At 33.9% G+C, this 16,305-nt stretch carries 12 protein-coding genes; 7 read left to right on the top strand and 5 right to left on the bottom strand.

Annotation, left to right across the window (positions count from 1 at the left end; genetic code table 11):
• The first annotated feature begins 89 nt into the window (after positions 1 to 89).
• From ACUSJC_RS00910 to ACUSJC_RS00900, 3 genes are read left to right on the top strand one after another with little or no spacing between them, the layout of a single operon-like run.
• Positions 90 to 800, top strand: a complete 711-nt coding sequence (locus tag ACUSJC_RS00910) for a Dph6-related ATP pyrophosphatase (protein ID WP_449267669.1) — start codon at positions 90 to 92, stop codon at positions 798 to 800.
• 11 nt (positions 801 to 811) lie between these two features.
• The gene (locus ACUSJC_RS00905; RefSeq protein ID WP_449267668.1) at positions 812 to 1,306 is read left to right on the top strand and encodes a hypothetical protein; all 495 of its coding nucleotides are present in this window, start codon (positions 812 to 814) and stop codon (positions 1,304 to 1,306) included.
• A 3-nt stretch (positions 1,307 to 1,309) separates the two neighbouring features.
• Positions 1,310 to 2,005 (top strand): aspartyl/asparaginyl beta-hydroxylase domain-containing protein, encoded by a 696-nt coding sequence (locus ACUSJC_RS00900; RefSeq protein WP_449267667.1) that lies wholly within the window; start codon positions 1,310 to 1,312, stop codon positions 2,003 to 2,005.
• A 15-nt stretch (positions 2,006 to 2,020) separates the two neighbouring features.
• On the opposite strand, the gene ACUSJC_RS00895 is transcribed toward ACUSJC_RS00900, so the two are convergent.
• Positions 2,021 to 3,721, bottom strand: a complete 1,701-nt coding sequence (locus ACUSJC_RS00895) for a carbamoyltransferase family protein (protein ID WP_449267666.1) — start codon at positions 3,719 to 3,721, stop codon at positions 2,021 to 2,023.
• 115 nt (positions 3,722 to 3,836) lie between these two features.
• Here ACUSJC_RS00895 and recG point away from each other — a divergent pair, with 115 nt between their 5' ends.
• The 3 genes from recG to ACUSJC_RS00880 all read left to right on the top strand — a co-directional run bounded on the left by recG (position 3,837) and on the right by ACUSJC_RS00880 (position 7,920).
• Positions 3,837 to 5,963, top strand: coding sequence for an ATP-dependent DNA helicase RecG (gene recG, locus ACUSJC_RS00890; RefSeq protein ID WP_449267665.1), 2,127 nt, complete (start codon positions 3,837 to 3,839; stop codon positions 5,961 to 5,963).
• A 71-nt stretch (positions 5,964 to 6,034) separates the two neighbouring features.
• Positions 6,035 to 6,898 (top strand): bestrophin family protein, encoded by an 864-nt coding sequence (locus tag ACUSJC_RS00885; protein ID WP_449267664.1) that lies wholly within the window; start codon positions 6,035 to 6,037, stop codon positions 6,896 to 6,898.
• Positions 6,899 to 6,987: 89 nt separating this feature from the next.
• Positions 6,988 to 7,920, top strand: coding sequence for an AraC family transcriptional regulator (locus ACUSJC_RS00880; RefSeq protein WP_449267663.1), 933 nt, complete (start codon positions 6,988 to 6,990; stop codon positions 7,918 to 7,920).
• Here ACUSJC_RS00880 and ACUSJC_RS00875 read toward each other — a convergent pair.
• The 3 genes from ACUSJC_RS00875 to ACUSJC_RS00865 all read right to left on the bottom strand — a co-directional run bounded on the left by ACUSJC_RS00875 (position 7,917) and on the right by ACUSJC_RS00865 (position 11,115).
• Positions 7,917 to 8,294, bottom strand: a complete 378-nt coding sequence (locus ACUSJC_RS00875; protein ID WP_449267662.1) for a DUF779 domain-containing protein — start codon at positions 8,292 to 8,294, stop codon at positions 7,917 to 7,919. The two genes, ACUSJC_RS00880 and ACUSJC_RS00875, sit on opposite strands and share 4 nt — an antisense overlap.
• Positions 8,295 to 8,387: 93 nt before the next feature.
• The gene (gene adhP, locus ACUSJC_RS00870) at positions 8,388 to 9,428 is read right to left on the bottom strand and encodes an alcohol dehydrogenase AdhP (protein WP_449267661.1); all 1,041 of its coding nucleotides are present in this window, start codon (positions 9,426 to 9,428) and stop codon (positions 8,388 to 8,390) included.
• A gap of 181 nt (positions 9,429 to 9,609) precedes the next feature.
• Entirely contained in the window at positions 9,610 to 11,115 is a 1,506-nt protein-coding gene (locus tag ACUSJC_RS00865; protein ID WP_449267660.1) for an aldehyde dehydrogenase family protein, read from the bottom strand.
• Positions 11,116 to 11,374: 259 nt separating this feature from the next.
• Here ACUSJC_RS00865 and pheT point away from each other — a divergent pair, with 259 nt between their 5' ends.
• Entirely contained in the window at positions 11,375 to 13,804 is a 2,430-nt protein-coding gene (pheT, locus tag ACUSJC_RS00860) for a phenylalanine--tRNA ligase subunit beta (protein ID WP_449267659.1), read from the top strand.
• A gap of 78 nt (positions 13,805 to 13,882) precedes the next feature.
• Here pheT and ACUSJC_RS00855 read toward each other — a convergent pair whose 3' ends face one another.
• Positions 13,883 to 16,249 (bottom strand): DUF7619 domain-containing protein, encoded by a 2,367-nt coding sequence (locus ACUSJC_RS00855; protein WP_449267658.1) that lies wholly within the window; start codon positions 16,247 to 16,249, stop codon positions 13,883 to 13,885.
• Positions 16,250 to 16,305: the final 56 nt, after the last annotated feature.

The following is a 16,305-nucleotide window of genomic DNA, read 5'->3' as shown; positions in this document are numbered from 1 at the left end:
TTTTTATGTTTTTTCAAATTTACAAAGCTTTGAGAAACTTTCTCCATAAATGTGTAAGTTTACGTTTCAGAAGTTCAAAATTTATCAACTTGAAGAAAAGAGCCCTTTTTAACTGGAGCAGCGGGAAAGATTCCACTTTAGCATTATATAAGATCCTACAACAAAATGAATATGAGATCGTTTCTTTTTTAACTAGTATCAGTGAAGAATATCAGCGCGTTTCTATGCACGGCATTCGAGTGGATTTATTACAAGAACAAGTCAAGAATTTAGGTTTTCCACTTACATTAATGAGTGTTCCCAATATGCCTACTATGGAAACCTATGAAAAGAAAATGGAACAAACGCTTCATCACTTCCGTCAAAATGGAGTGGAATACTCTATTTTCGGAGATATTTTTCTGGAAGATTTACGTCAATATCGAGAAGAAAAATTAAAAAATGTTGATTTTAAAGCTATTTTTCCACTTTGGAAGCAAAATACTACAGAACTTATTCAAGAATTTCTTACTTTAGGGTTTAAAACCATTGTGACTTGTGTAAATGAACAATATCTTGATAAAAGTTTTGTCGGACGAATTATAGACGAACAATTTATAGCAGATTTACCTGAAAATGTTGACCCGTGCGGAGAAAATGGAGAATTTCATACCTTTACTTTTGATGGTTCGCTTTTTAGTAAACCTGTTTCTTTTGAAAAAGGTGAGATCGTACGAAAAACATATCCGAAGCCACAAACAGAAAACACTGATGATGATTCAGATTATGGATTTTGGTATTGCGACCTGATTCCAAATTAATAGAAACAACTATGGAAAAAGAGCTACTTATCGAAAAAATTACAACATTTTTAAATGAGATTGGGATTACTACGCCCAAAGAAGTCCTTTCGGAAGCTACTTTTTTACCGGGTTTAAAGATTTTAGGGAATAGTATTATCATTGATTCAGAAAAACTTCTGTATCCCGGAGATATTTTACATGAAGCCGGACATATAGCCGTGACTCCGTCACAAGAAAGAATTCACATCGGAACGGAAAAAATGGATAAAGATTGGCCTTCGCAAGGTGATGAAATCGGAGCTATGTTATGGTCGTATGCTGCTTCTCTTCATTTAGAACTTCCTAATGATGTTGTATTTCATCCGAACGGTTACAAAGGAAGTTCGCAATGGCTTATTGAAAGCTATACGCAACAAAATTATATCGGTTTACCCTTTTTAGAATGGTGCGGATTAACAGCAAGTAATAAAAATGATCAAAACGGCATTGTATTTCCGCAAATGAAACAATGGTTAAGAGACTAGTGTATGGATAATCTTGTACGTTACCTAAAATTTCCTTTTCAATTTGATCCGGAAAGATTGCAAAAGGATCTTCAAAAAATAACGGATCATCAATGGAAACCGCATTATAACACGAATGATTATGACGGCGACTGGTCTTCCATTGCATTGGTTTCGCAAGGCGGAAAATCCGACAACATCAATGCTTTTCCTATCGGAACAGAAAAAGCGACGTATACGGAAATCATGGATCCTTGCTTGTATTTAAAAGAAGTCATTGATCGTTTTTCGTTTGAAAAAACTACCGTTCGTTTATTGCGTTTAGCAACCGGAGCATCCATAAAACCGCATACCGATAATTGTTTGGGATATGAAGACGGTTATTTCAGAATCCATATTCCGATTATCACAAATGAGCATGTAGAATTTATTTTAGACGGCCAAAGACTCCAGATGAATGAAGGCGAATGTTGGTATATCGATGCTAATTTTACCCACTCAGTAGCCAATAACGGCGCACAGGATAGAATACACCTCGTCATTGACGGTATTCGTAACGAGTGGACAGATGAGCTATTCTTTAAACAAGCTTCGGAAGAACAATTCATACGATCAATGCCTGAACTAAAGGATAATGAAAAGCAATTGATGATCGAAGAATTAAAAAAAATGAATACACCTGCAGCGAATCAAATCATAGCAGAATTGCTCAAAAAGTGATTGCTGAAGATTATTCTATTTTTTCTCCAAAACTATATTTTCCATTACTAAAACATCCAGTGCGGTTTCATGAAATAACTGAAGAGCTTCTCTTGGCGTTTCAACCATAGGCATTCCTCTGCGGTTTAAACTTGTATTCAGTAAAACTGCGATTCCACTTACTTTGTAAAATGTTTTTATCAACCTGTAAAATAAACCATTCCAACTTTCATCTACTGTTTGCACACGAGCAGAACCGTCTTTATGAGTTACATTCTTAAGCTGTTCCGAATACTCCGGACAGGTTTTATCGACCAAAATCATATAAGGACTTATTCTACCGTTTTCAAAATATTCCGAAACCTTTTCTTTAAGCACAGCCGGCGCAAACGGACGAAAATCTTCTCTGAATTTTATATTTCTATTGATATGATCTTTTAAATTATCGATTCCCGGATGGGCTAAAATACTCCTTCTTCCCAAAGCACGCGGACCAAACTCCGATCCGGATTGAAACCAAGCCAATGTTTTCCCTTGATTTAGTTTTTCGGAGCAATAATGAAGTAACTCTTCTTCATTCTCAAACTTTGTTTTTGTATAAATTGACGATTCATCTTCTTTCAATACATCTTCAATTTCCTGAATATTATATTGCTTCCCGAAACAAGTACTGCCATTGTGTTCAACTTTTGGTTTATTAAGATAATCTAACCAACCGTAAAAAGCACAACCTAGTGCCAATCCATTATCACTAGCTGCCGGTTCAAAATAAGTATTCTCTACAATTTTGATGTTCTGTAATTTCGCATTAGCTACAGCATTTAAAGCTACGCCTCCGGTATAACATAAATTTGTAGTAGGAAATTCTTCCAACCGATAACTAATACATTGCAATACAGCTTTTTCAACTTGTTCTTGTGCCCATTTTGCAATGTTAGCATAATATTCAAAATGCTCTTTAAAATAGTCATATCCAGTGGAAGGATTGGTAAAATTTTCTTTCCAACTTTCTGAAAGATACAAACGTTCTGATCGGAATTCAAAAGCTTCAAAATCGTAAATTCCTGTTGTCCCAAATGGCGCTAATCCCATTAACTTCCCAACATCATCCATATCTCCGAACACATATTTACTGATAGCGGCATAAAAACCTCCTATCGAATGTTGGGTAGTAGGCAACGATAATGAATTAGCATCATGTGGTGCCATTTTACTAAAATCTTTAACTAGCGGAGTTATTTTTTGTCCGTCAAAATAATAGAAACTATCTTTTTCACATAGCATTTCTGTTTCTTCCAAAAAAGATTTAGCTACTATTTCTTTTTCTTGCGGATGAAGAGCAAGAAATTGATCTAACGGACTGCCGCAACCATCTATAACCATCACGGCACATTCTGTAAAAGGGGAAGTTCCTACAGCACTATAAGCATGAGCCAAATGATGAGAAATGGTAACCATTTTTGGAGATGCTGTATCAGCAAAAATTCTTTTTCCAGCAAAACGTTCCCTATCAGGGATATCAAAATTAGCACATTGAACAACCAATGTCAGATCTTCTATCCCAATTCCTTCGGCATCTAAACAATATTGAATAGCTAAAGTATCATTTCCTCCGTCGTGTTTTTTTCGGCTCAGCCGTTCCTTTTCTATCCCAACACAAATATGACCGTCTTTTAACAATACTGCCGAACCATTATGAGAAAGCCCGGTACCTAAAATATATATGGGTTTAGCCATTGAATCGCTTCTTTTGAGTTTATTCTTATAAAAATGTACTTCTCAAATATAGCGATTCCCTGCTTTTTCAGATTATACTTTTTAAATTTTCTCACAAAAAAGCTATCTTCGCAAGATGCAAAACAATCTCTTAGAAACTCCTATAGAATACTTAAAAGGCGTTGGTCCGCAACGTGGCGATTTGCTTCGCAAGGAGCTAAACATTCACAGGTATGGAGATTTGTTAAACTTATATCCGAATCGATACATCGACAGAACGCATTATTATAAAATCAATCAGTTGGTTAACAGTAATTCGGAAGTTCAAATTGTCGGAAAGATTGTCCACATTAAAACTGTTGAACAAAAAAGAGGCAAACGCTTAGTCGCTACCTTTATTGATGATACCAGCGAAATGGAATTGGTTTGGTTTCAAGGTCACAAGTGGATTAAAGACAGTTTAAAAATTAATGTTCCGTATGTGATCTTTGGAAAAGTAACTTCATTCAATGGTGTGTTCAATATGGCGCATCCGGAAATGGAATTTTTGGACGAACACAAAGCGAGTTTACGCAGTGCTATGCAACCGGTGTATCCAAGTACCGAAAAATTAGCCAATAAAAACATCACAAATAAAGCCATCAATAAGATGATGCAACAATTGTTTGTGGAAACACAAGCATTGTTTACTGAAACTTTGCCGGATAGTATTGTACAAGAATTGCAATTGATCCCGAAAAATGCGGCATTGTTTAATATTCACTTTCCAAAAAATCAAGAGTTATTAGCCAAAGCTCAATTTCGATTAAAATTTGAAGAACTGTTTTACATTCAATTGCAGTTAATTACCAAAAATTTAATCAGAAAACATAAAATAAAAGGGCATCCGTTTGAAACTATAGGCGAAAGTTTTAACGATTTTTATCAAAACCATTTGCCTTTTGAGTTGACCAATGCTCAAAAACGCGTGATTAAAGAAATCAGAAATGATCTCGGAAGCAACGCTCAAATGAATCGACTTTTACAAGGAGATGTAGGTTCCGGAAAAACAATTGTCGCTTTACTTTCGATGCTGATTGCTAAAGACAACGGATTCCAAAGTTGTTTGATGGCTCCAACAGAAATTTTGGCTACGCAACATTATAACGGACTTTCTGATTTGGCTAAAAACTTAAATATTAACATCAAATTACTAACAGGTTCGACTAAAACTGCTGAAAGAAGAATTATTCACGAAGAACTAGAAAATGGCAATTTAGATATTTTAATTGGCACGCACGCCATTTTAGAAGACAAAGTTCAGTTTCATAATTTAGGTTTAGCCATCATAGACGAACAACATCGTTTTGGTGTCGAACAAAGAAGTAAGTTGTGGAAAAAAGGAAGCCAGAATGAAAATAGTGGAGCTATACCTCCTCATGTGCTTGTAATGACCGCTACTCCTATTCCACGAACTTTAGCCATGAGCATGTATGGTGATTTGGATATTTCAATTATTGACGAATTACCGCCGGGAAGAAAACCGATACAAACCGTACATCGCTACGACAGTAACCGATTAAAAGTCTGGAAATTCCTGAAAGACGAAATTGCCAAAGGGCGCCAAATTTATATTGTTTATCCTTTAATTCAAGAATCGGAAAAGATGGATTATAAAGATTTGATGGATGGTTACGAAAGTATTTCACGCGATTTTCCGTTGCCTCAATATTCCATTTCTATTGTTCACGGAAAGATGAAACCTGCTGATAAAGACGAAGAAATGCGACGTTTTTCTGAAGGAAAAACCAATATTATGGTCGCAACTACCGTTATTGAAGTTGGAGTAAACGTTCCCAATGCTTCTGTAATGGTTATTGAAAGTGCCGAACGTTTTGGTTTATCGCAATTGCATCAATTACGTGGTCGTGTAGGTCGTGGCGCTGAGCAGAGTTATTGTATTTTAATGACGGGACACAAATTGAGTAACGATAGCAAAACACGTATGGAAACCATGTGTGCTACCAATGATGGTTTTGAAATTGCTGAGGTCGATTTAAAATTGCGTGGTCCAGGTGATATTATGGGAACCCAACAAAGTGGTGTGCTCAACTTACAAATTGCCGATTTAGTTAAAGACAGAGACATTTTACAATTGGCACGTCATATTGCGATAAAGATTTTGAAAGAAGATCCGAATATGACAAAACCCGAACATCAAAAAATGAAGCAAATCTTCTTAGAATTGAGTAAAAAGAAGAATATTTGGAATTACATTAGTTAATTTGGTAAATGGTAATAGGTAAATGGTTAAAGTCCCATTCACCTATTACCTTTAACCCAAAACCCAAAAATATGGTTCAATACAACCCAAAAGACTGGATTACTTTTATTTTCCGTTTTCATAAATCGGATACCTTTAGACAATTAATTCCTATGATGATTACCATTGGCTTGTATTCCTATGCTGTGGCCTATTTGGAAATCGAATATTGGAAATTAAGTGACGATAGTCACGTGAAGAATATTACCATCATGCACGGAATGGTCGGTTTTGTGATTTCACTTTTGTTAGTGTTTAGAACTAATACCGCTTATGATCGTTGGTGGGAAGGAAGAAAACATTGGGGAGCCTTAGTGAACAACAGTCGAAATTTGGCATTAAAACTTTCCGCTTATTTGCAAGATGAAAGCGACCGTAATTACTTTCGCAAATTAATTCCTAGTTATGCTTCTATTTTACAAAAGCATCTATCGGATGAAGAAACGGCACTAATGCTAATTGATGGATTGGATTTAGAAATAGACCATCAAAAACACAAACCCAATCAAATTGCCAAAATGTTATTCCAAAAAGTGAATGATTTATATGTTTCCGGAAAGATTTCGGGCGATCAATTAATTATTATTAATTCTGAATTACAGTCGTTTACTGAGATCTGCGGAGCTTGCGAGCGGATTAAAAACACGCCTATTCCTTATTCTTACAGTTCGTTCATCAAAAAGTTCATTTTCATTTATGTCATGACTTTGCCTTTTGGCTATGTATTCAGTTTAGGATATTATGTTATTCCTGTTGTTATTTTTATTTTCTATGTTTTGGCTAGTTTAGAATTGATTGCAGAAGAAATTGAAGATCCTTTTGGTGATGATGCCAATGATTTACCCACCAAAAAAATGGCAGCCAATATTAAAAAACATGTAGAAGAAATTTTATAATTTGAACTTACATAGTGCTATAATCGCTAATTAGATATAGTTCTCTTTTATTTTCATTTAATTTTTCTTAAATTAGATGTATCAATTCTATGAAATTTACAATGCCATCTAAAAGTTTGCTCACTACTCCTGCTTTAACACATGAAAAATCGTTAAAGACTCTTGTTGAAAATCGCACGGTTTTTTCATTAAATAATTGTGAGCTCAATTTATTTGAGACCTATAAAGAGTCGGCTTTAGTACCGCTAAAATTCAACGATTTAGTAGTAACCAGCATGCTTAGAGGTAAAAAAGTAATGCATTTATTTGATGATCCCGAATTTGAATATTTACCGGGTGAAACGGTTGTGGTTCCTTCTAATGTGGAAATGAAAATTGATTTTCCGGAAGCTTCACAAAAAAATCCAACCCAATGTTTAGCTTTAGCTATCGATCATTTTAAGATTAAAGACACTTTAACTATTTTAAACGAACGCTATCCGAAAGAAGGGAAAAGTAATTTTTGGAAGTTGGATTATGAAAACTATTTATTTTATAACAATATCGAACTGGCTTCAACATTAAACAAATTGATTAAAGAATGTATGAGTACTTCGGTAACCAAAGATATCATTACCGATTTAACTTTGCAGGAATTAATCATCAGAATTATCCAGACCCAAACCTTACGTTCCTATGAAAATGAGCAATTGCTTTTAGATAATTCTAATCCTATGAGCCAAGTTGTAGAATATATTCGTAAAAATATTACTGAAAATATCAACGTTAAAGATTTAAGCGAAAAAGCCTGTATGAGCTCTACTTCCTTCTATCGTTACTTTAAACGAGAATTGGGCATGACTCCGGTTGAATTTATTTTGAACGAAAAGATAAAATTTGCCAAAAAACTATTGAAAAATCCCGGAATTCAGGTTAATGAAGTAAGTTTTGCCTCCGGATTCGAAGATAGTAATTACTTCATCCGTATTTTCAAAAAATATGAAGGCATTACTCCTAAACAATATCAATTAATGAATTATTAGATTGAATTTCGCTTCACCGGTTCTAAATTTTCTTCTTCTTCCGGTGTAAAAATGCGATAATTCACTTTGAATGTCTTTCCATAAGGTGTTTCTAATGAAAATCCGCCAACACCGATTCCATCCATGATATCCAAAGTAAAATGAGCATGTTTCCAATATTCAAATAAATCTTTATCCAACCAAAATTCAGTTTCTTCTATTTCACCAATACAAACATCATCAGCTCGTAAATAAAAACCTCCTTTTTCAAAGCATTGCGGTTGCGTTCCTTCACAACAACCACCTGCCTGATAAAACATTAAATCGCCAAATTTCTCTTTTAGTTTAAGAATCATTGCTTTGGCATTATCGGTAACTTCAAGTCTTTTTATCATAACATTTTATATTTAAAAAACTGCCAACTTTACATTGGCAGTCTTTTTCCAACCAAATAATAAATATACAAAAATTAACGTAATTTATTCTAATTAAGCAGTATAGTTTCCGGCAATATCTAACACTATACGTCCGTCAATTTGTCCTTGCTTCATTTTATCAAATACGTCATTGATGTCTTCTAATTTTGCAGCTGTAACAGTAGCTTTTACCAAACCTTCGTTAGCAAAATCTAAAGCTTCTTGCAAATCTTTTCTGGTACCTACAATAGAACCACGCACGGTTATTCTTTTTAACACGGTTTCAAAAATGGGCAATTCAAAAGATCCCGGTGGTAATCCGTTTAAGGCAATTGTTCCTTTTCTACGTAAAACATCAATTCCTTGTTTAAAAGCAATTGGTGAAACCGCAGTAATTAATGCACCGTGCATTCCTCCTACTTCTTTATGTAAAAATTGTCCCGGATCAGTAGTTTTAGCATTTACGGTGATGTCAGCTCCTAATTTTTTAGCTAACTCTAATTTATCATCAGCTACATCAATAGCGGCTACATGCATTCCCATAGCTTTCGCATATTGAACAGCTACGTGACCTAATCCTCCGATTCCTGAAATAGCAACCCATTCACCCGGTTTTGTTTCTGTTTCTTTTAAACCTTTATAAACCGTTACTCCGGCACAAAGAATTGGTGCAATCTCTAAAAAGTTTACGTTTGATTTTAAATGACCTACATAACGAGAATCTGCAATTACATATTCTGCAAAACCTCCATCCACGCTATATCCTCCGTTTTTTTGAGCTTCGCAAAGTGTTTCCCAACCTGTAATACAATAATCACAACATCCGCAAGCACTGTATAACCAAGGCACTCCTACTGCATCTCCTTCCTTCACCATTGCCTCCGGCCCGCAAGCTACAACAATCCCTACTCCTTCGTGACCCGGAATTAAAGGCATTTTAGGTTTAGCCGGCCAGTCTCCGTCTACTGCATGTAAATCAGTATGACAAACACCACAAGCAATAACCTTTACCAATACTTCGTATCTTCCGGGAGCTCTAACAGGTACTTCTTCAATTTTGAGTGGTTGTCCGTACCCTTGTACAACCGCTGCTTTCATGGTTTTTGGAATCATAATTCTTATTTTTTGAGTTAATATTCTAGCTAAGCACTATTTTGTTACTAAAACAGTATTTTCTCAACGGAATAGCAGTATCCGTAATCAAAAAAATCAAGAAAAAAACCCTATCAGGAACTACTGATAGGGTTTTCGTTAGTTTAACCAGATTATGGAAAAGCCCTATAGCAGGCATTTATTAAAAGAATCCTAATTTGTTTTTGTTGTAAGACACTAACATGTTTTTAGTTTGTCTGTAGTGATCCAACATCATTTTGTGGTTTTCACGACCAACTCCTGATTGTTTGTATCCTCCAAACGGAGCTCCAGCCGGATAAGCATGGTATTGGTTTACCCAAACTCTACCTGCTTGAATAGCTCTTGGAACTTGATATAATTCGTGTGCATCACGAGTCCAAACTCCTGCTCCTAGCCCATAAATAGTATCGTTAGCAATCTCGATAGCTTCTTCAGTAGTTTTGAAAGTTGTAACAGCTAAAACCGGCCCGAAGATTTCTTCTTGGAAAATACGCATTTTGTTGTTTCCTTTGAAGATAGTTGGCTTAATGTAATATCCGTTTTCGATATCTCCACCTAAATTATTTTCGTCTCCACCAATTAATAATTCGGCACCTTCTTCTTTACCCAATTTGATATAAGACATAATTTTTTCTTTCTGAACTTTTGATGCTTGAGCACCAATCATTACCGTTGGATCTAAAGGGTTACCAGCTTTGATAGCTGCAACACGTTCTAATAATCTTTCCATGAATTTTTCATAGATATCCTCATGAATCAATAAACGTGATGGGCAAGTACAAATTTCACCTTGGTTTAAACAATATAAAGCCGCACCTTCCAATGCTTTATCAAAGAATTCATCATCTGCATCCATTACAGAAGGGAAGAAAACATTAGGTGATTTACCTCCTAATTCTAACGTAACAGGAATGATGTTTTCAGTAGCATATTGCATTACTAAACGTCCTGTAGCTGTAGAACCGGTGAAAGCTGCTTTTGCTACTTTCGGATTCGTTACCAATGCTCTACCTAACTCAGCACCAAAACCGTTTACTACGTTTATTACACCTGCAGGAATTAAATTTCCTATTAGTTCCATTAATACCATAATAGAAATAGGTGTGTTTTCAGCTGGTTTCAACACTACACAGTTACCTGCAGCTAAAGCCGGTGCTAATTTCCAAACTGCCATTAAGATTGGGAAATTCCAAGGAATAATTTGAGCAATAACTCCAATTGGTTCATGAACAATTAAAGAAACTGTATGCTCATCTAATTCATTTACAGAACCTTCTTCTGCTCTTATAACACTAGCAAAGTATCTAAAGTGGTCAATTGCTAACGGAATATCAGCAGCCATAGTTTCACGGATTGGTTTTCCGTTATCAACCGTTTCAGCAGCAGCAATTAAATTTAAGTTATCTTCCATAACTTGTGCAATTTTGAACAACAAGTTACTTCTGTCTGTTGGTGAAGTCTTACTCCATGTTTTAAAAGCTTCTGCAGCAGCATTTACAGCAGTTTCTACATCTTGTTTATTAGAATGCGCTGCTTTAGTAAAAACTTTACCATCAATAGGCGAAACAACATCAAAATATTCACCGCTTGCAGGTGCTACAAATTTACCACTAATATAGTTATCGTACTTCTCTTTGAAATTTGGTCTTTGAACTAAATTACTCATAAATGTTTGTTTTTTTTGGTTTTATTCAAAGGTACTACCACAACTTAGAAAAAAATAGCACTATTTTTTCATTTTATAGCACACAATTATATTTAATTAAATTTTAACAGTATATTTTTTTATTAACATAATTTTAAAGTATAAAATTTTGATAATTTATCAAAATAAATAGCAAATTACTTAAAAAGATTATAATTAAAATAATGTTTTATACTCTTATTGGCATTATGTATATTTGCAGACTAAAATTGAATAGAAAATGCGTATTTCATATAATTGGTTAAAACAATTTATAAAATTAGATTGGAATTCTGAAGAAACAGCAGCTTTACTAACTGATTTAGGATTAGAAGTGGAAGGTGTTGATGTTTTTGAAAGTTTAAAAGGAGGTTTAAAAGGTGTAGTTGTTGGACACGTATTAACATGTGTACAACATCCAAATGCTGATAAATTGAAAATAACTACCGTTGATTTAGGCGATGGAAATCCACCAGTACAAATTGTTTGCGGAGCACCTAATGTTGCAGCAGGGCAAAAAGTTCCGGTAGCAACCATTGGCACAAAGCTTTACGACAAAGAAGGAAATGCATTTGAAATCAAAAAAGGAAAAATTCGTGGTGAAGAAAGTCACGGAATGATTTGTGCTGAAGACGAATTAGGTTTAGGCGAAAGTCATGCAGGCATTATGGTTTTAGACGAATCTATTAAACCTGGAACTCCGGCAGCTAAAATTTTCAATATTGAAACTGATGAAGTATTTGAAATTGGCTTGACACCTAATCGTGCGGATGCAATGAGTCATTTTGGTGTGGCACGTGATCTAAAAGCCGGTCTTTACAATAACGAAAAAAACGTTGAACTAATTACGCCTTCAGTTAGTAATTTTAGAGTAGATAAACGTACGTTAAAAATTGACGTTTCTGTTGAAAACGAGAAATTAGCACCAAGATATTGCGGTGTTACTATTTCCGGATTGAATGTTAAACCTTCTCCTGCTTGGTTACAAAATCGCTTGAAAGCTATTGGTTTAACCCCAAAAAATAATGTTGTTGATGTAACCAATTATGTTTTACACGAATTAGGTCAACCTCTTCATGCTTTTGATGCTAGTAAAATTAAAGGCAATAAGATTATTGTAAAAACAGTTGAAGCCGGAACTAAATTCAAAACATTAGACGATGTAGAACGTACTTTAGACGCTGACGATCTAATGATTTGCAATGCTGATGAACCGATGTGTATTGCCGGGGTTTTCGGAGGAAAAGATTCAGGTGTTAGTGAAAGTACGCAAGCTATTTTCTTAGAAAGTGCTTATTTCAACCCGGTTTCTATTCGTAAAACAGCCAAAAGACACGGACTAAATACTGATGCTTCTTTCCGTTTTGAAAGAGGAATTGATCCTAATATTACAGGTTATGCTTTAAAACGTGCTGCTTTATTGATTCAGGAAGTTGCAGGTGGCGAAATTACTTCTGAAATTACAGATATTTATCCAAGAAAAGTAGAAGATTTTCAAGTGTTTGTAAGCTTCGAAAAAGTGAGGAAAGTGATTGGCGAGGAAATTCCAAAAGAAGTTATTAAGAAAATATTAGTTGCTTTAGATATTAAAATCAATAATGTAACTGAATCCGGTTTAGGATTAATTATTCCGTCGTATCGTGTGGATGTTCAACGCGAAATTGATGTGATTGAAGAAATCCTTCGTGTGTATGGATACAACAACATTCAGTTTTCACAAAAATTGAATGCTACCGTTTCAAATTCATCAAGAACCGAAGAATTTAAAGTACAAAATATCATTTCTGACCAATTATGTGCTTTAGGTTTTAACGAAATGATGGCGAATTCATTAACAACTCCTGATTATGTGAAGCTTTCTGAAAAAATTAAGGAAGACTTCAATGTAGTAATGTTAAACCCGTTGAGCAACGATTTATCAGCTATGCGCCAATCGATGTTATTCTCTGGTTTAGAAGCTGTTTCATTCAACATCAACCGAAAAAGAAGCGATCTAAAATTCTTCGAATTTGGTAAAACGTACCATAAATTACCTTCCGGTTACGATGAAATTAAGCATTTAACACTATTGGTTACCGGAAATAAAACAGAAGAAAACTGGAAAGTGAAAGCTGAGAAAACAGATTTCTTCCTTTTCAAAGGGTATATTATGAGTATTTTATCTCGAATCGGGTTAGATACTAAAGTTACTTCTATGCCTTTTGAAAATGATGTTTTCCAAGAAGGAATGGCTCTCGCGATCGGAAAAGAAGTGATTGTTGAATTTGGGACTATCAGAAAACCAATTTTAAAACACTTCGATATCAAACAAGAAGTTTTATACGCTGATTTTGCTTGGACAAAGGTTCAAAAATACATTTCAAACAAAATTAAGTTTACCGATATTCCTAAATTCCCTGCTGTTCGTCGTGATTTGGCTTTACTTTTAGACCAAAACACCACTTTTGAACAAATCTTCAAAGTAGCGAAACAAACGGAAAAAGGGTTATTGAAAGATGTCAACTTATTTGACGTTTACGAAGGTAAAAATCTTCCGGAAGGTAAGAAATCGTATGCTGTTAGTTTCATTTTACAAGATGATAACAAAACGCTTACCGATAAAGATATCGAGAAGATCATGAACAAGCTTCAAGCTAATTTTGAGAAAGAATTTGGAGCTACGCTTCGATAGCTAACTAACTGGATACAGATAAAAACAAAAAACTCCCAAATTTTTCATTTGGGAGTTTTTTTATAATTTCATTTCAATCTATTTCTTAATAACCTTGGTATTGGCACTACCCCTTTCAGTATTTACTTTTACAAAATATGTTCCGCTTTCTAAACCGGAAACATCTATTTTATCCATTGGATTAGGAACAGCGATTACTAATTGTCCAATAACATTATAAATTTCAAGAGATTTAATCTCCATATCATTTTTAGATTGAACATTCAACGTCTCTCCGACCGGATTTGAAAATAATGTAAACTCATTTTCAAACTCAAAATTTGGATTACTTAAAGTCTGAATCGTTGTTACATAATTATTGGTTGTAATTGGGAAATTATAATCAAAATAGATATTGGCTTCATTACTGAATGTATCACCAATGTTTAAAGTTGGTAACGTTTTAATTTTAAAAATGACATAACCATCATTAGTTGCATCGTTAAAATCTAAATTGATGTTTTCAAAGATGAACTCCACTTTATTATCATTGATTTTTGTGTAAAAATTATGACTGCTTTCTAAAGGAATTAACGTCGATATATCAAACTTAGTTATGTCGATCATATCTTTTACCACAACATTTTGCGCAGGGTAGGTTCCGGTATTCTCAAATCGAATCATATAATGAACATATTTCCCAATCATACTTGGTTCAATAATCTCTCCTTCCAAACAGGTTTTATCATTAGGATCATAAGAACCCACTACAGTTTGAATCAAAGTGAATGAATTGTCTTCAACACTTTCATCTGTGTTTAAAGTTGCAATTGAAGTGGTATAAGTCAACAGATCTTCAATATTAACCGCTGGTGTTTCTGTTGGTCCGTTAACATTAAATACAATATCCATTACTCTGATTTCAAAAGGCAAAAGATTTGTAAAATTCCACACATAAGTATTTGTATTTAAACTGTTATAAACTGGACTAGAAGAAACATAATCTAAAACTGTGTCATCAAAGATTAAAGAAACAGTTCCGTTCTCTACTTGAGTTCCTTTATTTCTATAAATAATTTTATAATGAACATCAAAACCAGGACGAGCCGCACTAATAGGCACTAAAATAACTTCTACATCTGAATGTAATCCATCTGCAGCCACACAGAAATTTTGCGTAAAAGGACTGGCTTGACTTGGAAAATCAACAGTAAAGTTTTCCGGTGAAATAGTAAAATACGTTGGGTTTTCAAGATTCGACGTAATTGTATATGAACCTGACGGAACAGGAATTTTATAATTTCCAAAAGAGTTTGCTATTACTGACCCTGATGTTGTTCCATCGGTAATACCCAAAACAAAATAAGGTAAATTTATATCTAAAGCATCACAACCATTTCCGTTTATATCTAATTTAACTTGACCTTCAATTTCATAGAATTCACCTCCCGGGTTAAATGAACAGTATGAATTTACATGACAGTTTGTATATCCATATGAATTTATTGCTTCCAGAATAAGCTCTGCTTGGAAACCTGTATCACTGACACAAATGTACCTCAGATCAGGATTTCCATTGAATTCATTAGCCAACCATACATCTATTCCATTTTTTAGATTCAAATATTCTAATCGATTATTATCACATGACAAAGCACTCATAAGAGGATTATTTCCAAAATCAAGACTAGTCAATAAATTATTATTACAAGTAACTTCAAACAAAACTAAATTTTGTGTAAAATCTAAAGTTTCTATAAAATTAGAGGAACAAACTAAACTAGATAACAACACATTATTACTTATATCTATACTTGTCAACAAATTATTAATAATTTGTAATTCTCTTAAATTAACATTTTGACTAACATCTATAGCTGATAACTGATTAAAATTACAGAAATAAGATTTCAATTCTATATTTTGAGAAACATCTAAACTTGTTAATTGATTAGATTCACAATACAATTCTTCTAATTGTACATTTTGAGAAACATCCAAACTTGTTAATTGATTATTATCACTGTGTAATTGTTCCAATTGTGTATTTTGAGAAACATCCAGATTAGACAATTGATTTTGGTTAACAGATAAATATCTTAAAAACGTATTAATATTAATATCCACTGATGACAAAACGTTATTTTCACAGTCTAAGAGTTCTAAATTAATAAATGCTTCTATACCGGTTAGATCTGAAATATTACTATTAGAAACATTTAAATATTTAATAGCCTCCGCTTCGCTCACTTGAATTTCTCCATCTCCATTAACATCAATAGAATTATAAGAAGTTACAATTGGCATCCCGACTTCATTATAAGTAAATGATTCTGTAGAAGCTATCTGATTATTAGAATTAGCTAATAATAGTTTAGCTTTAAAATTAGCATCGGGTATGTTTACAATTTGCGCATTAACAACTAAGCTAAATGTAAAAAATAATAAGGCGTAAAGTTTTTTCATATAACACTTTTAAAACGCAACAAAGATATGCTTTCAAAATTTCAAATCAACTTCTT

The sequence above is a fragment of the Flavobacterium sp. U410 genome (genome assembly GCF_053570605.1).
Note: the sequence above shows the minus strand (reverse complement) of the source record. Positions and strands in the feature narration are given on the sequence as shown.